Source organism: Halobacterium sp. CBA1132 (genome assembly GCF_001485535.1).
In the GTDB taxonomy this organism is placed as follows: Archaea; Halobacteriota; Halobacteria; order Halobacteriales; family Halobacteriaceae; genus Halobacterium.
Genome location: NZ_BCMZ01000001.1, coordinates 1,142,428 through 1,161,969, shown reverse-complemented (window position 1 = coordinate 1,161,969; position 19,542 = coordinate 1,142,428). Strand labels below are relative to the sequence as shown.

The following is a 19,542-nucleotide window of genomic DNA, read 5'->3' as shown; positions in this document are numbered from 1 at the left end:
CGTCTCGTGATGACATACCGGGAGCAACCACACCAGAGGAGTATAATAAATGTAAGGGATATAAGGGAGATTGTACGTCCGGGACGACGCCACTGACCTGTGAGCGCCCTTCTGTGTCCGCTTCGACACAGGCGACCCGCGCAAGCATACGCGAACCACGACGTTCGACGGCACGCGGAGTCGAGCGCGTTCGGACGAACACCTAAGAGCCGGCCGCTCGTCGACCCGGGTGATGCCACGAATCGACCGATTGCGCGTCTACCCCGTCAAGGGGCTGGACGGCACCGAGGTCGACGCCGCCGACGTCACGGAGGGCGGAACGCTCGCCGACGACCGCACGTACGCCTTCTTCGACGACGACGGCGACGTACTCAACGGCAAGCGCACCGCCCGCGTCCACGACCTCGACACCGACTTCGACCGCGACGCCCGCGAACTCGTCGTCGAGACTCGGGACGGCGAGACCGAACGCTTCCACCTCGACGACGACCCCGGCGAGGCGGAGGCGTGGTTCTCCGAGTTCTTCGACGAGGCGCTCGCGCTCGAACGCGACGGCGAACTCGGTTACGTCGACCGCCGCGAGATGGGGCCGTCGGTCGTCAGCACCGCCACGCTCCGCGAGGTCGCGTCGTGGTTCGACAACCTCACTGTCGACAGCGTGCGCCGCCGCCTCCGCGCGAACGTCGAAGTCGCCGGCGTCCCCGCGTTCTGGGAGGACCGCTTCGTCGGCGCCGACGCCCCCGCCTTCGAGGCGGGCGGCGTCCGCTTCGAGGGCATCACCCCGTGCGGGCGCTGCGTCGTCCCCAGCCGCGACCCCGACACCGGCGAACCCACGCCGGACTTCCGCGAGACGTTTGTTCAGAAACGCGAGGAAACCTTCCCCGAGTTCGCCGACCCCGAGGCCTTCGACCACTTCTACACGCTCATGCTCATCGCAGACGTCCCCGACGCGAACCGCGGGCGGACGCTACACGTCGGCGACGAAGTGCGGACAATCTGACTGTCACGCTCCCCCGTCGCCCATCTCCGCTGGGTTCGCCATGCCCTCCTTGACCCCGACGCGAATGAGCGCCACGTTCACGGGGAACGCCGCGACGAATCCGACGGACAGCGAGAACGCGAGTGCGCCCCAGAACAGCGGTTGGCCGATAGTCGCGCCGCCCGCCAGCAGCAGGTCGGTACCGATGGCGGTGACCTCCATCACGGTAATCGACGGCGTCTCCGTGTAGAACGCGTCCGCGACCGCGGTGCCGAGCGCCTCCCCGTCTTGGAGCAGCGGCCCGACGGTCAACCCGTATCCGAACGCGTACGCGAACGCAAACGTTCCGAGCGTGGTCGCGACCGTGTTCTCGATGGCGAGCACGCCCACCAGCAGGACGACGCCCGTCACTTCGCCGGCGCCACAGCCCGAGTAGCAGTGCGCGGTCGAACGCACTCCGCGCCGCCACAGCGAATCGTGGGCTATCTGCGTCCGGCCCGCGTACCAGTACAGCGCCAGCCCCGCCGGGCCCGAGTACAACACCACCAGCGACCAGACCGCCCGCATCAGCGACGGTATCGCCTCGTTGTGCCGCCGCAAATCCCACCACAGCACGCCCACCGACACCGCGACCAGCACCGCCCACGCGGCGAGCACGCGATGGTCCGAGAGCACCGGCCGGACGACATCACGAGCCGGCGCGAGCGCTTCCTCTATCGAGTGCAGGAGACCAGCGACGGACATGCCCACACCTCGTGCCTCGACGCTTTAGGAACTGGTGGCGGCGTCCAGTTCACGGCTCGCCCTTGCCGACGCTATCGACGGTGAGCGGAGTTTCCGAAGTGATGCGTTCGAGGTGCGTCTCGAGTCAGTGAAATCTCGCGGAGCGGCCCTCAGATTTGGGCTTCCACCCACTCGCGAGCGTCCGCAATCGAATCCGGCAGGTCGTCGACGTCGAGCACGTAACACTCGCAGAACGGCTCCCCGCGATAGTACCGACTGACCTTGTCCGAGACGACTGCCTTCGTGGGGTTCGTCTCGACTTCGACCGCGAACGGCGGCTCGTCCAGCCCGTACGCGACGACGTCGATTTCCCCGACACCCTCCTTGACGACCTCGGTGTCGACGCGGTAGCCGCGGTCACGCAGCACCTTCGCGACCAGCGCCTTCGCGACGAGGTGTCTGTCCGTCTCGCTCCCGGAGTTGAACGCCACGGCGTCGCGTTTGTGGATTTGCCAGCCGGCGTTCTGGAGGTCCTTCCGGCCACCGTACTCGTCGTGGTGGCGCTTGTTGTTCACTGGTGGACTCCCCGAGGGTCACCGAACTGTCGGTCCCGAGAATCCGCCCAACCCGAAGTGCTCCAGGAAACGGTCGTGTACACGACTCTCCGATAGTCGCGCGGCCGCTATCCGGGTTCCGGTCCGACGAACGACCCAAGTTGGACGACGCTGACGCTCGGAGAGTAGAAATCAGAGAACGTGGGTGCAGGCTTCGAACCTGCGGCGTAGAGCCGGTAAAGGGATTTGAACCCTTGGCCTATTCCTTACGAAGGAATCGCTCTACCAGTCTGAGCTATACCGGCACACACCGTTTCACTCGTGTCCCGAACCCTGCCTCGCTGCACTCGGCAGGACACCGGCACGCTTCGTGCATTTCTCCGTAACCGGATTCAAGAAATAAGCCTTGCGAATCACCGGCGCGTCAGTCGGGCGTCCACGACGACGTTGAGTTCGTGGGGCGCGTACGACCGCACGGTGCGCTCGTTCTCGATTGTGACGTCGTACTCGGGTTCGGCGGCCTCGCGAATCGCGGCCTCACAGGGCGTGTACAGGTCGTCCTCGTGCTGGAAGTCGTAGAAGTGAATCACACAGTCGTCGCCGGCGAGCGCGACGGCGGTGTCGAGGAACTCGTCGGCGGTGTGGGGGAGGTTCATCACGATGCGGTCCGCCCAGTTCTCGTACTCGCCAGCGACGTCTCGGACGTTCCCCGCGATGGCGGTCACGCGCTCGCTCACCCCATTCCGCTCGGCGTTGCGCCGGAGGTAGTCGACGGCGTCCTCGTTGATGTCCGTTGCGACGACCTCAGCGCCCGCCTCCGCCATCGGGACGGCGTACGGACCGACGCCCGCGAACATGTCGAAGGCGTGCTCGCCATGGCTCTCGGGTCGTCCCTCCCCGTTTTCTCGCGGGCTTCGCCCGCTCGAACGGTCCGAGGGACTCTGTCCCTCGCTACTCGCCCGTTCCGCGGCCTCGCTACGCTCGGCCGCGCGCTCGACTTGTTCGACGACGCGGTGGCGCTCGGTCGCGAGGCGCGGCGAGAAGTACACCGTCGCGAGGTCCAGTTCGAACTCGCAGCCGTACTCCGTATGAACCGTCTCGGTCCCGTTCCCGGCGACGACGTCCCAGTCGCGGACGCGCTCGGTTCCCTTCACCTTCGACGCGCGGTTGACGACCGTCTTCGCACGAACGTCCGACTTCATCACGGCGTCGGCGATTTCGCGGGCGCGCTCGGTGTCGTCCTCGTCGATGATGACGACGTCACCGAGGCGCTCGTAGCTCGGCTCGAATCCGAGTATTTCTGCAGGTGTCGTCGGCGTCTCGCGCTCGGGAACGTCGAACTCTACGACTTCGAGGTCCTCGGGGACTGCCTCGGCGTCGCTGACGGGAATGTAGAGGTCGCCGTCGCTGGCCGTGATGGCGTACTCGTCGACCACCAAGTTCTCGTCCGCGAGCCGGCGGCGCGTGGCTTCGCCCTCGTCCGTCGGGACGCGGACGCACGGCACTGACATGGCCGAGAGTCGGGCGGGCGCGGCCTTACCCGTGTCGCTTGCGTCTCGAAACCCATAGGGCGGTCCGCCGGCTACGGGACGTATGCTCACGTTCGTCGGCCTCGGTCTCTACGACGAGCGCTCGGTCACGGTGGCTGGCGCCGACGCCATCGCCGACGCCGACCGCGCGTTCGCGGAGTTCTACACCAGCAAGCTCGTCGGCGCCGACGTCGCCGACCTCGAAGCCTACCACGACACCGACATCGAGGTGCGGGAGCGCGCGGGCGTCGAACAGGATCCCGAGCCGATTCTCGACGCGGCTGAGTCCGGGGACTGCGTGTTCCTCACGGCGGGCGACACGATGATTTCGACGACGCACGTCGACCTGCGGTTGCGCGCCGAAGAGCGCGGCATCGACACGCGCGTGGTCCACGCTCCCACCGCTGAGTCCGCGGCGTCCAGTCTCACGGGCCTGCAGAACTACCGCTTCGGGAAAGCGACGACGCTGCCCTTCGAGTGGGCGCACGGCGCCGACGGCGTGCCGAGTTCGGTCGTCGAAACCGTCGAGGCGAACCGCGAGCGCGGCCTCCACACGCTCTGTTATCTGGACATCAAGGTCGACCACCCGCGCGTCGACGGCGACGAGTACATGACCGCGAGCCACGCCGCCGGCCTGCTCGCGGACAACTGGAACCCGGACGCGCTCGGCGTCGTCGTCGCGCGCGCCGGCGCCCCCGACGCCACCGTTCGCGCGGACCGTCTCGACACACTCGCCGAGATGGACTTCGGCGACCCGCTGCACTTGCTCGTGATTCCGGGGGACCTCCACCACGTCGAAGCGGACGCGCTCGCGGGTCTTGCGGACGCGCCAGCCGACGTGCTCGAAGAATTCCGAAGCGACTAGGACGGCGCGTCGTCGCGGGACGCGAACGGCGTCTCGACGCGGCCGATGGGCGTACACTCCATACTGGCGGCTACCGAACGCGCCGAGAAAAACAGGCGGGCACGAACCCGCGATGTGGGAACGTCAGTCCTCGCGGTCGACCGGCGACTCCGCGGGGTTCAGAATCTCGATTTCGTGGCCGTCCGGGTCCTCCGTGAACGCGTAGTTGTAGTCGCAGGACTCGGGGTCGCGGTAGTCCTCCGCCTCGCGCTCCATCAGGGTCTCCCAGTCGTCGACGAGGTCATCGGTGCGAATCGCGAGGTGGCCCCACGCGTCGCCGAAGTCGTAGGTACGGCCGTCGTAGTTGTACGTGAGTTCGACCGCCATCGCCTCATCGGCGGCGCCCTCGGGCTTCGCGAAGTAGTTCGCGAACGTGTCGGACTCCCAGCGGCCCGTGTGCTCGTACTCGAACTTCCGCGTCCAGAAGCCGAGGTGTTCGTCGGCGTCCTCGACGCGCACCATCGTGTGGTCGAGGCTCCACTTCGCGCCGTGGTCGCGCTCGACGATTTCGACCTCGTGGCCGTCCGGATCCTTCACGAACGCGTACGACCCGCCGCAGGAGTCGGGGTCGCGGTAGTCCTCGACACCCTCGTCCATGAGTTGCTCGTAGGCGTCGTAGACGTCCTCGACGCGCACGGCGATGTGGCCCCACGCGTCGCCGACGTCGTACTCGTCGGTGTCGTGGTTGTACGTGAGCTCCAGCAGCGCGCCCTCCTCGTGGACGTCCTCGGGGCCGAGGTAGACGATGTCGAACGTGTCGGCCTCCCAGCGGCCGTATTCGACGTAGTCGAGGTGGGTCTTGTACCAGTCGAGGCTCGCGTCGAGGTCGCCGACGCGCATCATCACGTGGTCGAGTACGAACTCGCTCATGTCCGGGGGATGACGCGGCGCGTCGAAAAGCGTACCGAACGCGGAAGCGACCGCACCCGCTCAGTCCAGCAGTTCGTCGCCGTACCCCACCCAGACGGCCGCCCACAGCCACAGCGCGCCCACGGGGAACGCGAGAATCGTGGACTGACGGGACAGCGAGAGCGCGAGAAAGCCGACATCGACGCCCGCGAGGAACAGCAAGCCGGCGGGAATCCGCGAGTCCAGTCCGACGGCGTCATCGACGACTGCCGTCGCAAGTGCGGCCCCGTACAGCAACACCGCGGTCGGCCACGCGGACAGGCGCGGCGGCACGCTTCCGACGTGAGCGACGTACTCCGGCAGGGACGTGAACGAGAACGGGTCGAGGTGGAGGAAGCCGACGGAGAAGACCGAATACCAGCCGCCGTCGAACGTGACGACCACCCACGGCAGCACGCCCGCGAGCACGACTGCTGCGAGGCGCTGCCAGGTGCTCGTCACGCTACCGCCGCGCGATGACGCGCAGGACGTCCTCGTCTTCGAGCACGTGGTCGCGGCCGACCTGCTGGTCGTCGTGTTGCGCGGACGGCCCCGAAACGCGCGCGAACCGGAAGCGCTCGTCGAGCGTGCCGCCGAGCTTCTGGAGGGCGTCGTCGACGGTCTCTCCCCGCCGGATGACCAGCGGCTCCTCGTAGTCGACGCCGCGGCCGGGCTTGTCCATGTAGATGCGGATGAGCCCGAGCTCCTCCCACATTCGTTCCTTGAGGGAGTCCAGCCCTTTCCCCTTCTCCGCGGAGATGAAGATGGCGTCGTCGGGGTCGATGCCGTGCTCGCGGAGGTTCTCCTTCATCGTCTCCGCGTAGGACGGTTCGATGAGGTCGACCTTGTTCACCGCGACGAGCGACGGCATGTAGACGCGGTTGTCCATGATGCCGTCGATGAGTTTGTCCACGGAGGGGTTCCTGCGGATGGTGACGTTGGCGTTGATGAACCCGCGCTCGCGGAGAATCTCCTTGACGGTGTCGTGGTCGAGTTCGAGGTCACCCGAGGTGTTCACGTCGATGCCGTCCTTGCCCTTCCGGCGGACGGTCACCGACGGCGGCTCCTCGTCGACGCGAATGTTGACGTTGTAGAGCTCCTCAGAGAGCCGGTCGTACTGCTCGATTTCGAACGGGGACAGCATGAAGATGACGAGGTCCGCCGCCCGAATCACGGACAGAATTTCTTTCCCGCCGCCGCGGCCGCCGGCCGCGCCCTCGATGAGCCCCGGCACGTCCAGCAGTTGGATGTTCGCGCCGCGGTACTCCAGCATCCCGGGGTTGACATCGAGCGTGGTGAACTCGTAGGAGCCGACCTCGCTGTCGGCGTTCGTCATCGCGTTGATGAGCGAGGACTTCCCGACAGAGGGGAACCCGACGAGCGCGACTGTGGCGTCGCCGTGCTGTTCGACGGCGTACCCGCCGCCGCCGCTGCCGCCGGACTGCTGTTTCTCGAGTTTCTCCTTCTTCTCGGCGAGCTTCGCCTTCAGGCGGCCGATGTGCGCCTCCGTGGACTTGTTGTACGGCGTCTCCGAGATTTCTTCTTCGAGCTGTTCGATTTCCTCCTCCAGACCCATTACTCTGCAGTAGGCTACTGCCGCCGAAAAGCGCTTTCCCTCCCGCCCGACAGGGATTGTTTTCGACACGTTCATACTTCGTCTCAAGAGAATGCCGGTGATGCCGGACCCCTCCAACCTGCGCGACAGCACGCAGATCGTGTTGCCCGCCTCGACGCTGGAGGGGTACCGCGAGGACATCGACGAGGAGTTCACGGTGAGTTTTCTCGAACGCGAGGAGACGGTGCGCATCATCGGCAGCCCCGTCGTCATCAAGAACGTCAGCGAGTACCTCGCTCGGCAGGGCGTGAGCCTCCCGTAGCCGGCTCGGCGACCGACTGGCGCTCCGGAGAAAGAAAGGATTAAAGCCGCGGCGACGGTTCGTTCGGGTATGGCTGAGACTATCGAAGTGCTCGTGGCAGGCGGCCAGGCCGACCCCGGCCCGCCGCTCGGTCCCGAGCTCGGACCGACGCCCGTCGACGTGCAGGCAGTCGTACAGGAAATCAACGAGCAGACCGCCGCCTTCGACGGTACGGAGGTCCCGGTCACCATCGAGTACGAGGAGGACGGCTCGTTCACCATCGAAGTCGGTGTCCCGCCGACGGCCGCCCTCGTGAAGGACGAGGCCGGCTTCGAGACCGGTTCCGGCGAGCCCAACGAGGAGTTCGTCGCGGACCTCTCCATCGAGCAGCTGAAGACCATCGCCGAGCAGAAGAAGCCCGACCTGCTGGCGTACGACACCCGTAACGCCGCGAAGGAAGTCGCGGGCACCTGCGCTTCCATGGGCGTCACCATCGAGGGCGAGGACGCGCGGACGTTCAACGAGCGCGTCGCGTCCGGCGAGTACGACGAAGTTCTCGGCGCGGAAGAAGCGGCAGCGTAAGCAGCGGCGTAAGCCGCAAATCGACGCGTCGAGGGCTCGCGGAGCTTCGCTCCGCGGTGTTCTTGGCGCTGAGGAAGCGGCGGCGTAAGCCGCAGTTCGACTCTCCTCTCGATTCCCGTTACGCGTCCGTTCTGACTGCCTCGAAGCGGAGCCGCCGGTAGTCAGCGGTCCACGTACCGTCCTCGTACAACTCATCTCGGAGGTCATCGGCAACGGCGGCGAGAACGTCGTCGTGTTCTCCTTCGGGGACATCCGCGAGCAGGCTGTCCCCGAACATCCCCAGCCACTCGACGAGGCCGTCGTCGCCGCCGTCCAGCTCGGTCGGCCGGTCGAAGTGCGCGGCGTACCTGACTTCGAAGCCGCGGGCTTCCAGTCGGCTGGCGTACTCGCCGACGGTCGGGAAGTACCACGGGTTCTCGACCTCGCGCCCGCGAGATTCGAGTTCTCGGCTGACCGCGTCCACGATGGCCGAGACGTTGCCCGCGCCGCCGAGTTCGGCGACAAACCGACCGCCGGGGCGGAGCGCACCGGAAACTGAATCCAGCACGTCGCCGTGGTCGTCGCCGGGAATCCAGTGGAGCGCGGCGTTCGAGAACACGGCGTCGAACGGCGCCGCGAATGGAAGTTCGCGGGCGTCCCCGCGGACGAACGCCAGGCTCGGGTAGTTCGTTCGCGCGTCCGCGAGCATCGTCGCCGCGCGGTCCACGCCGACGACGCGCGCGCCTGTGTCCGCGATGGCCGCGGTCAGGTGGCCGGTGCCGCAGCCGAGGTCGAGGACGCGGTCGCTCGGCTGCGGGTCGAGGAGGCCGACGACACCCTCGCCGTACTCGAAGACGAACGAGTGGCTGCCGTCGTACGCGTCGCTGTCCCAGTCGTTGGGCGCTGTCCCGTTGTCGGTGTCCTCGCTCGGTGGCGCCATTCGTGGGTCTCGTCTCGGGGCGCGGGCGCATTACGGTGTCGCTCCGGGGGGTGCTGGCTGGCTCTCGGTCGCCCGAAACGGCCGTGTGGACAGTTCACGCGGCTACTCGGGGTGGTTCGACGGTTTTAAGGGCGCGATGCCCCTCTCTCGAAGCGAGACAGGCTTCGCCTGTTTCACTGACCCGTAGGAGATCCGACCTTCACAGGGTCAATGCACTACGGAGGTGAAAGATGGCAGACAACGATATTGAAGAGGCCGTAGCTCGCGCACTCGAGGAGGCCCCAGAGCGGAATTTCCGTGAGACGGTGGACCTCGCGATCAACCTGCGCGACCTCGACCTCAACGACCCGTCGAATCGTGTCGACGAGGGCGTCGTACTGCCGTCGGGCACCGGACAGGAGACACAGATTGTGGTCTTCGCAGAAGGCGAGACCGCAGTTCGAGCCGAGGAAGTCGCGGACGAGGTCTACGGTGGCGACGAAGTCGCCGACCTCGCCGACGACACCGACGCCGCGAAGGACCTCGCTGACGCGACGGACTTCTTCGTGGCCGAAGCATCCATGATGCAAGACATCGCGGGTGCGCTCGGTCAAGTGCTCGGTCCGCGCGGCAAGATGCCGACGCCGCTCCAGCCCGACGACGACGTCGTCGAGACAGTCGACCGAATGAAAAACACCGTGCAGCTTCGCAGCCGCGACCGGCGCACGTTCCACACGCGCGTCGGCGCGGAGGACATGTCCGCCGAGAACATCGCGGACAACATCGACGTCATTCTGCGCCGCCTGCACGCGGACCTCGAAAAGGGCCCGCTCAACATCGACGCCGTCTACGTGAAGACGACGATGGGGCCCGCCGTGGAGGTGGCTTAGATGTCCGCTGAAGAACGCACGACTGACACTATCCCCGAGTGGAAGCGCCAGGAAGTCGACGAGCTCGTCGACCTGCTGGAGACCTACGACAGCGTCGGCGTCGTGAGTGTCACCGGCATCCCGAGCAAGCAGCTCCAGGACATGCGCCGCGGCCTGCACGGCAGCGCCGCGCTCCGCATGAGCCGGAACACGCTCCTCGTTCGCGCGCTCGAAGAGGTCGACGACGGCCTCGAAGACCTCACCCAGTACATCTCCGGTGAGGTCGGCCTCGTCGCGACGAACGACAACCCGTTCGGGCTGTTCCAGCAGCTCGAAGAGTCGAAGACGCCCGCGCCCATCAACGCGGGCGAGGTCGCGCCCAACGACATCGTCGTTCCCGAGGGCGACACCGGCATCGACCCGGGTCCGTTCGTCGGCGAACTTCAGCAGATTGGTGCGAACGCGCGCATCCAGGAAGGCTCCATCAAGGTCATGGAGGACTCCGTCGTCGTCGAGGAAGGCGACACGGTCTCCACGGACGTCGCGAACGTCCTGACCGAGCTCGGCATCGAGCCGAAGGAAGTCGGCCTGGACCTCCGCGGCGTCTACTCCGAGGGCGTCCTGTTCACCCCGGACGAACTCGAAATCGACGTCGAGGAGTACCGCGCGGACATCCAGTCCGCGGCCGCGTCCGCACGGAACCTCTCCGTGAACGCGGAGTACCCGACGACCCAGACCGCGCCGACGCTCATCCGGAAGGCACAGGGCGAGGCCAAGAGCCTCGGCCTGCAGGCGTCCATCGAGAGCCCGGACCTCGCGGACGACCTCGTCAGCAAAGCGGACGCACAGGTTCGTGCGCTCGCCGCCCAGATCGACGACGAGGACGCGCTCCCCGAGGAGCTCCGCGACGTCGAGGCGCCCGCCGCAGCGGCGGCGGAGCCGGACGAGGACAGCGAGGACGAACAGAGCGACGAACAAGAACCTGAATCCGAGGCAGACGCCGACGACTCCGACGACGACGAAGACGGAGGCGACGGCGCCGAAGGCCTCGGGGAGATGTTTGGTTAACAATGGAGTACGTTTACGCAGCACTCATCCTGAACGAATCTGGCGAAGAGATCAACGAAGACAACATCACCGGCGTCCTCGAGGCCGCCGGCGTCGACGTCGAGGAATCCCGCGTCAAGGCGCTCGTCGCGGCCCTCGAAGACGTCGACATCGAGGAAGCCGTCGCCGAAGCGGCTGCCGCTCCTGCTGCGCCCGCCGCGGGCGCCTCCAGCGGTGACGAGGAAGCCGAGGAGTCCGAGGACGAGGCCGAGGAAGCGGCCGAGGCCGAGGAAGAAGAGGAAGCCGGCGACGACGAGGACGAAGAGGCCAGCGGCGAAGGTCTCGGCGACCTCTTCGGGTAATCCGGTTCCACGACTGCCCGTTTTCTTTCGACGCGACGCCGACCAGCCGACGGCTCACCGCTCGCCCGTAGCTTGAAGTACGAGAGCACGACCAACTCACCGCGATGGACGTCGCCGGCGTGCGCGTACTCGTCTCTCCCAATGCGTCAGCGGCGGCGCTGGCCGCGGTCACCGCGGGCGTCCTGCTGGGGACGTGTTCAGGACTCGTCCCCGGACTACACGTCAACACCCTCGCACTGCTTTTGGCTGCCGCGGCGCCATCCGTTCCGGGGCCGCCACAGCTCGTCGGCGCGGCGATGCTCGCGGCGGGCGTGACCCACTCATTTCTCGACGTGGTGCCGACGCTGGCGCTCGGAGTGCCGGACCCCGCGATGGCGGTGAGCGCGCTCCCCGGCCACCGCCTCGTGATGGGCGGGCGCGGCCGGGAGGCGCTACGCGTCTCCGCGCTCGGCAGTGGCGTCGCAGTCGCAGTCGCGTTCGTCCTCGGCGTCCCCGTCACCCTCGCCGCCACCGTCGTCGCGCCGCTCGTCTACGAACACCTCGCCGTCGTCGTCACCGCGCTCATAATCGTCCTGCTCGCCCGCGAACCGACGCGACGCGCCCGGTTCGGAGCGTGTCTCGCAGTCGCCGCGAGCGGCGCGCTCGGCGTCATCGCGCTCCCGATGCAGGTGGACGGCGTGCTGCCGACGGGTGGCGTACTCGCGCCGCTGTTCGCCGGCCTGTTCGGCGCACCCGTCCTCATCGAAGCCTACCGCGGGGTCGGCGTCCCCGAACAGGACGACCCGGCTGTTGCGGACGGTCCGCGTTCTGTTGCTGGCCCGGGACTGGCGGGCAGTCTCGCGGGCGCCGCAGTCGCGTACGTCCCCGGCGTCTCCGGCGCCATCGCCGCAGTGTTCGCTGTCGAGGCGGCGCGCGCCGAGGGCGACCGGGCGTTCGTCGCGGCGCTCTCCGGCGTCAACACGGCAAATACCGTCTTTGCGCTGTACGCGTTGTTCGCGCTCGGTGCTCCCCACACCGGCGTGCTCGTCGCGTTCGAGCGCGCGTCGCTCCCGCGGACGCTCCCGCTGTTGCTTGCCAGCGTCGCGCTCGCGGCGTGCGCCGGCGCCGTCCTCGTGCCCGTGTTGGGCGACCGCTACTTTCGTCTCGTGCGCCGGCTGAACCACCGGCGACTCACTGCTGGCGTCTGCGCGCTACTGGTCGTGCTCGCGTGGGTGTTAGCGGGCTGGGTCGGCGTCGCACTGCTCGGCGTGGCGACGCTCGTCGGCCTGATTCCGCCGCAGTTCGGCGCGCGCCGCGTCCACCTGATGGCCGTCTTGCTCGTGCCACTGGCGCTCGGCTAGTCGGTTTTCGGCGCGAAGACGGCCAGCGCCTCGGCCGTCTCGACGGCTCGCGGGGAAACGTCCTGTGCGCCGTCGAACCGGACGGCGTCCCCGGGTTCGAGGTCGTAGATGTCGTCACCGAGCGCGAGTTCGAGCGCGCCCGAGCGAACGTAGAGGACGACCATCGAGTCGGGGTGTTGGTGGGCGGGGACGGACTCGCCCTCGTCGAGTGCGAGTCGTACGGTTCGGGGAGTCCGCGTTTCGAACACCTCTGCGTGGGGCGCCTCGGTCAGTGCGTCGACGTCCGCGAGTTCGACGGCTGGCGTGTCGTCGGTCACGTCCGTAGTTCGCACGGCGAGACCCAAACGTCTCGGGCGAACACGTTCGCAAAAGAAGTAGGTCGGCTTACTTGGTTTCGACGTCCGCGCCGGGCGCGTCGCGCTTCACGCTCTCGATGGCGTCGTGGGTCTTCGTCCGGGAACTGTAGCCCTCGCCGCCGTCGGCGATGATGTTCCCGTTGCGGTGGCGGAGCCGCCACCGCCACTCGCCGCCGTTGTCCTCGTACACTTCGAACGCCGCGAACCCGACGTCCAGCGCGTCGGCGTCCGGCGCGTAGTTGCGGACGCGCTCGACGGCGTCCTCGGCTTCGCCGCGCCGCGTGTAGCCCTCGCCGCTGTCGGCGACGACGTTGCCGTTCTCCGCGCGGAGCCGCCAGCGGTAGTCGCCGTCCGCGTCCTCGTAGACGTCGAAGTCGGCGTCGGCGACGCGGTCCTGCAGGCGGTCGACCGCGCGACGGGCGTCGCGGCGGCGGGAGTAACCCTCACCGCTGTCCGCGAGGATGTTTCCGTTCTTGTGGACGAGCCGCCATCGCCACTCGCCGGCGACGTCGCGGTAGATTTCGAACGACGTCGGGTCGAACGTGAGGTACGACGCGGGGCCGGCGTTTCGCCGCACGCCCTCGACGGCGCGCTCGGCGTCGCGGCGGCGCGTGTAGCCCTCGCCGCTGTCCGCGATGATGTTCCCGTTGTCGTGGACGAGTCGCCAGCGGTATTCGCCGCCGTTGTCCTCGTACACTTCGATGGTCGCTTGGCTCTCCTCGGCGGCGTCCGGGAGCATCGGCAGGTCGTCGAGTTTGGTTTCGTCCTCAACGGGTTCCGAAACCGCGTGAATCGTGCCCGCACCGAGCGCGTTCCGGCGCACGCTCTGCATGCCCTTCTGGGCGTTGTGCTTCTGCGTGTAGCCCTGCCCGCTGTCCGCGACGACGTTGCCGTTGCGGTGGCGGAGCCGCCACCGGAACTCGCCGGCCTTGTCCTCGTACAGTTCGAACTGCGCTTGGCTCGTGCGGAGGGACTCGATTTCGCCGTCGAGTTCGTCGCGGGCGCGCTCGGCGGCTTCGAGTTCGCTCTCGACGTCCTCGATGCGCTGGTCGCGCTCCGCGGTTTCGGCGCGTGCGGCCGCCGTCGCTTCGGTTGTTCGCGTCGTCGTGAGCAGCGGAACGAGCACGCCGCCGGCACCGATGATTGCGATGCCGACGACGTAGAGCGCGATGACGCCCTGGTGACCGGTCGCGACCTGCCACTCGCCGGGGAACACGACGAAGAACCACGCGATGGCGGCGGCGCACAGCAGCGCGCCGAGGTAGACGGCTATCGTCGCGGCTCGCTGGAGCGGGAGCCGGATGACAGAGCCGGCGATGAGCAGCGCGAACCCGGCGGCGCCGACGGCGACGCTGTACTCGCGCAGCGAGCTGGCGGACTCGCTGGGTAAGAACAGCAGGATGCCGACGATTCCGAGCACCAGCCCAGCGACGAACACGAGGTAGCCGTACACCTCGTCGGCGGTCTGGGCTCGTCCGATCTGTCGTTCGTAGAAGCCCAGTACTCCGTCCCCGCTGTCTGGAGTTGACATGTACGACGAATCACAGACTAGGTATAAAAACCCACTCGCCGGTCTGACTCGCCGCGCGCGAAATTGGCCGGACTGGCGCTACTCTCGGGGAACTGTTACGTTCCGTACTGGCTCGCCACACTCCGGGCACGCCACGATGTGGGAGTCGCGCTCGAAGCGGCTCAGACAGCCGGTGCACTCGTAGCGGCTCGTCGACGGGGGCGTGTACGAATCCATTCGGACCATGCGTATCGGTATCACACAACCAGTGGTAAGTGTGACCATAATACTGATTTAGGGCATCGTTATTGCTAGTATTTCACTCCAAAACGACCAGAATCAAACACCCAACTGCTAAAGCGCAATAGAATAATCACAACGTCTGGTTTTCGAGAAGGTGGAGTGCGATGAGTGGACGCGCGTCCTACTTCGGGCGCGTCTGCGGGGGCGAAGCGAACTGCGTCAGTGTTCGAGGCCGGCCAGCAGCTCGTCGACGTTTTCCTGCTCGCCGTCGAGGTCCTGCGGGTAGATAGCGACCGCAACGACGTAGTCGCCGTCGTGTTTGACCTTCGTGACGTGGATGAAGACGTCCACGGACTGCCCGCTAATATCTGCGGTTCCCTCGAACTTCGTGACCGTCGTGGACTTGTTGAGCACGGTCACGTCGCGGGTGCTCGCGGTCTGTCCGACAGAGAGGCCGTCGTACTGCTGTTGGGCGAGTTGGGCGAGGTCCTTCTCAGAGTAGTCGTCGATTGGGTTGAACGACTGCCCGACGACGCTCACTTCGGGGCTGGAGAACGCGCCGAAGACGGCGGCTCGCTGCTCGCCGAGAACGGGTACGTCGACGGTGCGCTCGTACATCGCCACCCAGTTGGTGACGGTGACGTTCCGCGACTGGCCGGCCGCGGAGAACTCGCGCGTAATTACCGATTCGTTCACGCTCGCTTCCTCGTAGCCGGTCTCTTGGAGCGCGTCCTCGGAGACCGTGGCTTGGGATGCGGAGAAGGACAGTCCGTCCCCGCCGAGGATACCGAGACAGCCGCTGGTCGCGATGAGTGCGGCCAGCGCTACGGCGACCGCCGTTCGTCGTTGCATAGGTGTGAGGAGCCGGTCGCCGAGGATAAGCTTGGTGGCTCTCGTGTCAGCTATTCAAAGTTGTTCCGGTGCGGTGTCAGAGCCGGTAGGTCGCGCCGTCGTCGGTGTCTTCGACGGTGACACCCAGCGATTCGAGGCGGTCGCGGAGTTCGTCGGCGCGCTCGTAGTCGCCGTCCTCGCGGGCTTCCTCTCGGATGTCCAAGACGAGTTCGACGAGGTCGCCGGCGACTTCGACGTCGCCGCCGTCGACGCTCCCGAACTGGAAGCCGAGCACGCCGCCGCCCAGTTCTTCGAAGGTCTCGATGGCGTCGACGAGCGCGCGGTAGTCGTAGCGTTCGGCCTCGTCGACGTAGCGGTGGACCGCGGACGCGAGTTCCAGCAGCGCGCTCACCGCTGCGCGCGTGTTGAAGTCGTCGTTCATCGCGGCCTCGAAGTCCTCGCGGGCGTCCGCGACGGCCGCCCGGAGGTCGTCGTCTTCGACTTTCGCGTACGCGTCCGGGCTGTCCGCCGCCTCGGTCGCGCGTTCGTAGGCGCGTTCGAGGCGCTCCCAGCGCTGCTGGGCCTCTTGGATGGTCTCCTCGGAGTACGTCTGTCGCTGCGTGTACGACGTCGACACGAGGAACATCCGCACGACGTTCGGGCCGAACGCCTCGATGGCGTTCTTCGTCGTGAAGAAGTTCCCGAGACTGGAGGACATCTTCTCGCCGCCGGTCTCCAGCAGGCGGACGTGCATCCAGTACTTGGCGAACTGGCCGCCCGCCGCGGCCTCGCTCTGTGCGACCTCGTTCTCGTGGTGGGGGAAGACGAGGTCCTGTCCGCCAACGTGGATGTCGATGTTGTCGTCGAGGTGGGCCATGCTCATCGCCGAGCACTCGATGTGCCAGCCCGGCCGCCCCTCGCTCCACGGCGACTCCCACGTCTGACCCGCGGGTTCCTCAAGCGGCGGTAGGTCGTCGCTGCGGTGCTCGTTGGCGTCAGCCGGGTCGACTGCGCCCGCCTTCCAGAGCGCGAAGTCCGAGGGGTGGCGCTTCTCGGACTGCTCGGAGTCGGGGCCTTGGGCTTCCATCTCCTCGACGCGCTGCCCGGAGAGCTTCCCGTAGTCCTCGAAGGCGGTGACGTCGAAGTAGACGGAGCCGTTGGCCTCGTAGGCGTACCCCCCCTCGACGAGCGTCTCCACGAGGTCGATGATTTCGGGGACGTGCTCGGAGACACGCGGGTACACTTCCGCTCGCTGGAGGTTGAGGCCGCGCATGTCCTCGATGACGGAGTCGATGTAGTGGCGCGCGACCGCAGCCTCGGTGTCACCGAGGCCGTCCTCGCCGGCGCGTGCGACGATTTTCTCGTTGACGTCCGTGAAGTTCTGGACGTGGCGGACGTCGTAGCCGACGTGGGAGAGCCACCGCGCCATCACGTCCGACTGCACCCATAGGCGAGCGTGCCCGAGGTGGGAGTCGTCGGAGACGGTGAGCCCGCACGTGTACACGAGGACGTCCTCGGGGTCGTGTGGCTCGAACGCCTCCCGCTCGCCGGAGAGGGTGTTCGACACGTAGAGAGTCATACAGCCGAACGTACGCGCGCCGGCGTTTCAAAGCGTCGGAACCGACGGCGACCCAGTCAGGCGGGAACGGCGGCGAGCGCGTTCTCGACGATGCGCAGGGCGTCCGCACCGTCCCGCCGTTCGACGACCACTGCGAGCGTGTCCTCGGCGACGCCCGCGGCCACCGGGTCGACAGCTGCGGCGTGGAGTCGTTCGAGCGCCGCGGCGAGCGTCCGCGTGTCCACGTCCCCGGTCGCGAGCAGCGCCGTCAACTCCCCCTCGCCGGGTTCGAAGCCGCAGCCCGCGACGACCAGCAGGCCGGCGTCGCTGGCGCCGAGCCCCGACCGCATCGAGACGCGCGCGTCCCGCGAGTCGGTCTCGAATCCCGGTAGCTCCTCGCTGTACCGCCGAATCGCCGCCGCGACCGCGTCCTCGTCGCCGTCCACGTCGAGGAAGCGCGCGGCCGCCGCGTGGTTCACGACGCCCGCGCGGAGCGCTCGCCGCAGGAACGGGTGTTCGTCGACCGCTTCGCGCGTCGCCGCCGCCTGAGTCATACCACGATTTCGGCGCCGGGGGAGCATAAGTCTCAGCGACTGCGAGCACTCCGCCATTTTAAACCCCCGTGGCGAGTACGACGCCCCGTGAGCGAGGACAGCGACCCGACTTCGGTGCTCTCGTTGCTCGACGACGAGCACGCACGCGCCATCCTCGCAGCGGCGAGTACGGAACCCATGTCCGCCAGCCAACTGAGCGAGGCCTGTGACGCGTCGACCGCGACTGTGTACCGGCGAATCGACGACCTGACCGACCACGACCTGCTCGAGGAATCCATCAACGTCCGGTCGGACGGCAACCACCACCGCGTCTACCGCGCGACGTTCCGGCGGTTCACGCTCGAACTCGACGACGGCGAGTTCACCACCGAGGTCGAGTGCGAGTCCGAGGACGTCGCCGACCGCTTCACGAGAATGTGGGAGGGACTGTAATGAACGCACTCTACGTCGTCAACGTCGCCGCGTCGTTCGCCGCGACCGCCGTCGGGCTGTTCATCGGCTACCACGCCTACCGGGGGTTCCGGCGCCACCAGAGCACGGCGATGCGGTACCTCTCGGCGGGGCTGATTCTCCTGACCGCCGTGACCTACACCGCCACGTTCGTCGGCTCCGCGATGCTCCGGTACGGCGTCCTCGACGCTGCCCTGGAGGCGCCGTTCAGGCTCGTCGTCCGGATGCTCCAGCTCGCGGGGCTGCTGTGTATCGCGTACTCGCTGTACCGGCGGCCGTCGTCGTAGCTACTCGCAGCCCACGGAGTCCGCGACGGCCAGTAACGCCGTTTTGTCGAGGTTGGTTCCGACCACGGCGTACCGAGTGTCCCCACACGACCACGTCACGAACTTGGTTCGCGGCGTCGTAAGATATTGGCCGTCTCGGCCCGCGACGGTGACGTTCTCCCCAGACGTGAACCCGCCCGCGTTCGACGACGAAGTCGTCTTGGTGACCGTGAGCCGGTGGTCGTCGGCGGTGACGTACTGGAGGCTGGCTTGCGTCACGTTCCCGCCGACGTACCGCGCCTCCGCGAACTCGTAGCCGTCGGGCACCGCGGGGTCGGGAACCGAGAAGTCCACGCGCTCGCGGAGCGCGCTCACTGAGTCGAAGGACTCCGTGGAGACGTTCAGCGTCTCCACCGTCGCGTTCTCGGGCACGTCGAACTCGAAGGCGTCGTCGGGGAGGCCGGCGTCGAAGGTGACGTTCTCCAGTCGCGTCGACGTCTCGATGGTCCGGTTGCGGTAGTCAAGTCGGTGGGTCGTGTGCAGCGGGTAGTAGTACTGGCTGTCCAGCCACAGCGTCTGCTCGACGGTCAGCGCCGCCTCCGAGACCGCCGTCAGTTCGAAGCCGTGGGCGGTTCGACCAGCAACAGTCCGCGTCCCGAGGTACTCGACTTCGAACCCCTCGATGGCGTCCTCGGGAATCGAGGCGCTCGCTCCGGTCGTGGGAACGACGGGAAGTGGGGAGACGCCGTCGGAGGGTTCCGCGACATCGCCGCCGTCGCGCGCCGCCGAGACGACCCGCTGGAGGTACGCCGAACGGTTCCCGTCGTGCCGACGGCCCGACCACGGGAGATGGGTCACCGCGTTCTCGCTGGCGTCGTACATCAGTAATCCGGACTCGTCGACGACAGTCACGTCGCCCGCGCGGGACTCGGGCGCGAGGATTCGGCGGTACTGTCGGCGTTGGTCGGTGGAGACGTCGTCGCGGACGAGTGCGCGCGTCTCGGTGGTGTCGTTGCCGGTGTCAACAGTCCGAACGCGCGTCGCTTCGAGAGTGTCGAGGGATTTGTACCGCTGGGCGACATCGACATCGGGCGGCGTCTCCGCGTCGTCCGCGAGGACATCGAGACCGCTACAGCCGCTCGTGACGAGGAGGGCGGCGACCGCGACCGCCAACAGCGTCTGTCGCCCCATGTCTATGACCTGATTATTCTACTCCACGATAAAAGGGGCGAACTTCTCCGCT

At 67.2% G+C, this 19,542-nt stretch carries 24 protein-coding genes and 1 tRNA gene; 10 read left to right on the top strand and 15 right to left on the bottom strand.

Features of this window, described 5'->3' with window-relative positions; genetic code table 11:
- Positions 1–232 precede the first annotated feature (232 nt).
- Entirely contained in the window at positions 233–1,000 is a 768-nt protein-coding gene (locus AVZ66_RS06100) for an MOSC domain-containing protein (RefSeq protein WP_058982811.1), read from the top strand.
- A 3-nt stretch (positions 1,001–1,003) separates the two neighbouring features.
- Here the strand turns inward: AVZ66_RS06100 and AVZ66_RS06095 are convergent, their stop codons facing one another.
- The 4 genes from AVZ66_RS06095 to AVZ66_RS16875 all read right to left on the bottom strand — a co-directional run bounded on the left by AVZ66_RS06095 (position 1,004) and on the right by AVZ66_RS16875 (position 3,767).
- A complete protein-coding gene (locus AVZ66_RS06095; RefSeq protein WP_058982809.1) occupies positions 1,004–1,723 on the bottom strand; it encodes a DUF4396 domain-containing protein in 720 nt (239 codons plus the stop codon).
- A gap of 149 nt (positions 1,724–1,872) precedes the next feature.
- Positions 1,873–2,277, bottom strand: a complete 405-nt coding sequence (locus AVZ66_RS06090) for a hypothetical protein (protein ID WP_058982807.1) — start codon at positions 2,275–2,277, stop codon at positions 1,873–1,875.
- A gap of 210 nt (positions 2,278–2,487) precedes the next feature.
- Positions 2,488–2,561: transfer RNA gene (locus AVZ66_RS06085), tRNA-Thr, on the bottom strand.
- A 108-nt stretch (positions 2,562–2,669) separates the two neighbouring features.
- A complete protein-coding gene (locus AVZ66_RS16875; protein WP_058982806.1) occupies positions 2,670–3,767 on the bottom strand; it encodes a class I SAM-dependent methyltransferase family protein in 1,098 nt (365 codons plus the stop codon).
- A gap of 82 nt (positions 3,768–3,849) precedes the next feature.
- Here AVZ66_RS16875 and dph5 point away from each other — a divergent pair, with 82 nt between their 5' ends.
- Complete coding sequence (dph5, locus tag AVZ66_RS06075; RefSeq protein WP_058982804.1) at positions 3,850–4,650, top strand: diphthine synthase; 801 nt, start codon at positions 3,850–3,852, stop codon at positions 4,648–4,650.
- Positions 4,651–4,773: 123 nt separating this feature from the next.
- Here dph5 and AVZ66_RS06070 read toward each other — a convergent pair whose 3' ends face one another.
- From AVZ66_RS06070 to AVZ66_RS06060, 3 genes are read right to left on the bottom strand one after another with little or no spacing between them, the layout of a single operon-like run.
- Positions 4,774–5,559 carry a VOC family protein gene (locus tag AVZ66_RS06070; RefSeq protein ID WP_058982802.1) on the bottom strand — a complete coding sequence of 262 codons (786 nt, stop codon included), beginning with the start codon at positions 5,557–5,559 and terminating at the stop codon, positions 4,774–4,776.
- A gap of 60 nt (positions 5,560–5,619) precedes the next feature.
- Positions 5,620–6,039, bottom strand: coding sequence for a hypothetical protein (locus AVZ66_RS06065; protein WP_058982799.1), 420 nt, complete (start codon positions 6,037–6,039; stop codon positions 5,620–5,622).
- 1 nt (position 6,040) lies between these two features.
- Positions 6,041–7,153 carry a GTP-binding protein gene (locus AVZ66_RS06060; RefSeq protein WP_058982797.1) on the bottom strand — a complete coding sequence of 371 codons (1,113 nt, stop codon included), beginning with the start codon at positions 7,151–7,153 and terminating at the stop codon, positions 6,041–6,043.
- A 100-nt stretch (positions 7,154–7,253) separates the two neighbouring features.
- Here AVZ66_RS06060 and AVZ66_RS06055 point away from each other — a divergent pair, with 100 nt between their 5' ends.
- Both AVZ66_RS06055 and AVZ66_RS06050 read left to right on the top strand, forming a co-directional pair.
- Positions 7,254–7,454 (top strand): hypothetical protein, encoded by a 201-nt coding sequence (locus tag AVZ66_RS06055; protein ID WP_058984652.1) that lies wholly within the window; start codon positions 7,254–7,256, stop codon positions 7,452–7,454.
- A gap of 69 nt (positions 7,455–7,523) precedes the next feature.
- Positions 7,524–8,015 carry a 50S ribosomal protein L11 gene (locus AVZ66_RS06050; protein WP_058982796.1) on the top strand — a complete coding sequence of 164 codons (492 nt, stop codon included), beginning with the start codon at positions 7,524–7,526 and terminating at the stop codon, positions 8,013–8,015.
- Between the two features lie 118 nt (positions 8,016–8,133).
- Here the strand turns inward: AVZ66_RS06050 and AVZ66_RS06045 are convergent, their stop codons facing one another.
- Positions 8,134–8,934 carry a trans-aconitate 2-methyltransferase gene (locus AVZ66_RS06045; RefSeq protein WP_058982795.1) on the bottom strand — a complete coding sequence of 267 codons (801 nt, stop codon included), beginning with the start codon at positions 8,932–8,934 and terminating at the stop codon, positions 8,134–8,136.
- Between the two features lie 230 nt (positions 8,935–9,164).
- Between AVZ66_RS06045 and AVZ66_RS06040 the strand changes: the two genes are divergently transcribed.
- The 4 genes from AVZ66_RS06040 to AVZ66_RS06025 all read left to right on the top strand — a co-directional run bounded on the left by AVZ66_RS06040 (position 9,165) and on the right by AVZ66_RS06025 (position 12,531).
- Complete coding sequence (locus AVZ66_RS06040; protein ID WP_058982794.1) at positions 9,165–9,803, top strand: 50S ribosomal protein L1; 639 nt, start codon at positions 9,165–9,167, stop codon at positions 9,801–9,803.
- Entirely contained in the window at positions 9,804–10,850 is a 1,047-nt protein-coding gene (locus AVZ66_RS06035; RefSeq protein WP_058982792.1) for a 50S ribosomal protein L10, read from the top strand.
- Between the two features lie 2 nt (positions 10,851–10,852).
- Complete coding sequence (gene rpl12p, locus AVZ66_RS06030; protein WP_058982790.1) at positions 10,853–11,191, top strand: 50S ribosomal protein P1; 339 nt, start codon at positions 10,853–10,855, stop codon at positions 11,189–11,191.
- A 104-nt stretch (positions 11,192–11,295) separates the two neighbouring features.
- Positions 11,296–12,531 carry a tripartite tricarboxylate transporter permease gene (locus AVZ66_RS06025; protein ID WP_058982788.1) on the top strand — a complete coding sequence of 412 codons (1,236 nt, stop codon included), beginning with the start codon at positions 11,296–11,298 and terminating at the stop codon, positions 12,529–12,531.
- On the opposite strand, the gene AVZ66_RS06020 is transcribed toward AVZ66_RS06025, so the two are convergent.
- The 6 genes from AVZ66_RS06020 to AVZ66_RS06000 form a co-directional block, all read right to left on the bottom strand.
- Positions 12,528–12,848, bottom strand: a complete 321-nt coding sequence (locus tag AVZ66_RS06020; RefSeq protein ID WP_058982787.1) for a cupin domain-containing protein — start codon at positions 12,846–12,848, stop codon at positions 12,528–12,530. The genes AVZ66_RS06025 and AVZ66_RS06020 overlap by 4 nt on opposite strands.
- Before the next feature lie 67 nt (positions 12,849–12,915).
- Positions 12,916–14,418, bottom strand: coding sequence for an HVO_2922 family protein (locus AVZ66_RS06015; RefSeq protein ID WP_058982785.1), 1,503 nt, complete (start codon positions 14,416–14,418; stop codon positions 12,916–12,918).
- 78 nt (positions 14,419–14,496) lie between these two features.
- Positions 14,497–14,634 carry a rubrerythrin-like domain-containing protein gene (locus AVZ66_RS16180; protein WP_231727133.1) on the bottom strand — a complete coding sequence of 46 codons (138 nt, stop codon included), beginning with the start codon at positions 14,632–14,634 and terminating at the stop codon, positions 14,497–14,499.
- Between the two features lie 225 nt (positions 14,635–14,859).
- Positions 14,860–15,492 (bottom strand): DUF6517 family protein, encoded by a 633-nt coding sequence (locus tag AVZ66_RS06010; RefSeq protein ID WP_058982783.1) that lies wholly within the window; start codon positions 15,490–15,492, stop codon positions 14,860–14,862.
- A gap of 76 nt (positions 15,493–15,568) precedes the next feature.
- Positions 15,569–17,050 (bottom strand): cysteine--tRNA ligase, encoded by a 1,482-nt coding sequence (gene cysS / locus AVZ66_RS06005; RefSeq protein ID WP_058982781.1) that lies wholly within the window; start codon positions 17,048–17,050, stop codon positions 15,569–15,571.
- Positions 17,051–17,106: 56 nt separating this feature from the next.
- Positions 17,107–17,583: a hypothetical protein gene (locus tag AVZ66_RS06000; RefSeq protein WP_058982779.1), complete on the bottom strand. Its 477-nt coding sequence runs from the start codon at positions 17,581–17,583 to the stop codon at positions 17,107–17,109.
- An 87-nt stretch (positions 17,584–17,670) separates the two neighbouring features.
- Here AVZ66_RS06000 and AVZ66_RS05995 point away from each other — a divergent pair, with 87 nt between their 5' ends.
- Together AVZ66_RS05995 and AVZ66_RS05990 are read left to right on the top strand one after the other, a co-directional pair.
- Positions 17,671–18,015, top strand: coding sequence for a winged helix-turn-helix domain-containing protein (locus AVZ66_RS05995; RefSeq protein ID WP_058982777.1), 345 nt, complete (start codon positions 17,671–17,673; stop codon positions 18,013–18,015).
- Entirely contained in the window at positions 18,015–18,320 is a 306-nt protein-coding gene (locus AVZ66_RS05990) for a hypothetical protein (RefSeq protein WP_058982775.1), read from the top strand. The genes AVZ66_RS05995 and AVZ66_RS05990 overlap by 1 nt, the downstream gene beginning before the upstream one ends.
- Here the strand turns inward: AVZ66_RS05990 and AVZ66_RS05985 are convergent, their stop codons facing one another.
- Complete coding sequence (locus tag AVZ66_RS05985) at positions 18,321–19,490, bottom strand: outer membrane lipoprotein carrier protein LolA (protein WP_058982773.1); 1,170 nt, start codon at positions 19,488–19,490, stop codon at positions 18,321–18,323.
- Positions 19,491–19,542: the final 52 nt, after the last annotated feature.

Bases quoted from the DNA above. Each gene is read 5' to 3' on its own strand.
- AVZ66_RS06100 (WP_058982811.1), top strand. From the start codon at position 233: ATGCCACGAATCGACCGATTGCGCGTCTACCCCGTCAAGGGGCTGGAC.
- AVZ66_RS06095 (WP_058982809.1), bottom strand. From the start codon at position 1,723: ATGTCCGTCGCTGGTCTCCTGCACTCGATAGAGGAAGCGCTCGCGCCG.
- AVZ66_RS16875 (WP_058982806.1), bottom strand. From the start codon at position 3,767: ATGTCAGTGCCGTGCGTCCGCGTCCCGACGGACGAGGGCGAAGCCACG.
- dph5 (WP_058982804.1), top strand. From the start codon at position 3,850: ATGCTCACGTTCGTCGGCCTCGGTCTCTACGACGAGCGCTCGGTCACG.
- AVZ66_RS06070 (WP_058982802.1), bottom strand. From the start codon at position 5,559: ATGAGCGAGTTCGTACTCGACCACGTGATGATGCGCGTCGGCGACCTC.
- AVZ66_RS06060 (WP_058982797.1), bottom strand. From the start codon at position 7,153: ATGGGTCTGGAGGAGGAAATCGAACAGCTCGAAGAAGAAATCTCGGAG.
- AVZ66_RS06055 (WP_058984652.1), top strand. From the start codon at position 7,254: ATGCCGGACCCCTCCAACCTGCGCGACAGCACGCAGATCGTGTTGCCC.
- AVZ66_RS06050 (WP_058982796.1), top strand. From the start codon at position 7,524: ATGGCTGAGACTATCGAAGTGCTCGTGGCAGGCGGCCAGGCCGACCCC.
- AVZ66_RS06045 (WP_058982795.1), bottom strand. From the start codon at position 8,934: ATGGCGCCACCGAGCGAGGACACCGACAACGGGACAGCGCCCAACGAC.
- AVZ66_RS06040 (WP_058982794.1), top strand. From the start codon at position 9,165: ATGGCAGACAACGATATTGAAGAGGCCGTAGCTCGCGCACTCGAGGAG.
- AVZ66_RS06035 (WP_058982792.1), top strand. From the start codon at position 9,804: ATGTCCGCTGAAGAACGCACGACTGACACTATCCCCGAGTGGAAGCGC.
- rpl12p (WP_058982790.1), top strand. From the start codon at position 10,853: ATGGAGTACGTTTACGCAGCACTCATCCTGAACGAATCTGGCGAAGAG.
- AVZ66_RS06025 (WP_058982788.1), top strand. From the start codon at position 11,296: ATGGACGTCGCCGGCGTGCGCGTACTCGTCTCTCCCAATGCGTCAGCG.
- AVZ66_RS06015 (WP_058982785.1), bottom strand. From the start codon at position 14,418: ATGTCAACTCCAGACAGCGGGGACGGAGTACTGGGCTTCTACGAACGA.
- AVZ66_RS16180 (WP_231727133.1), bottom strand. From the start codon at position 14,634: ATGGATTCGTACACGCCCCCGTCGACGAGCCGCTACGAGTGCACCGGC.
- AVZ66_RS06010 (WP_058982783.1), bottom strand. From the start codon at position 15,492: ATGCAACGACGAACGGCGGTCGCCGTAGCGCTGGCCGCACTCATCGCG.
- cysS (WP_058982781.1), bottom strand. From the start codon at position 17,050: ATGACTCTCTACGTGTCGAACACCCTCTCCGGCGAGCGGGAGGCGTTC.
- AVZ66_RS06000 (WP_058982779.1), bottom strand. From the start codon at position 17,583: ATGACTCAGGCGGCGGCGACGCGCGAAGCGGTCGACGAACACCCGTTC.
- AVZ66_RS05990 (WP_058982775.1), top strand. From the start codon at position 18,015: ATGAACGCACTCTACGTCGTCAACGTCGCCGCGTCGTTCGCCGCGACC.
- AVZ66_RS05985 (WP_058982773.1), bottom strand. From the start codon at position 19,490: ATGGGGCGACAGACGCTGTTGGCGGTCGCGGTCGCCGCCCTCCTCGTC.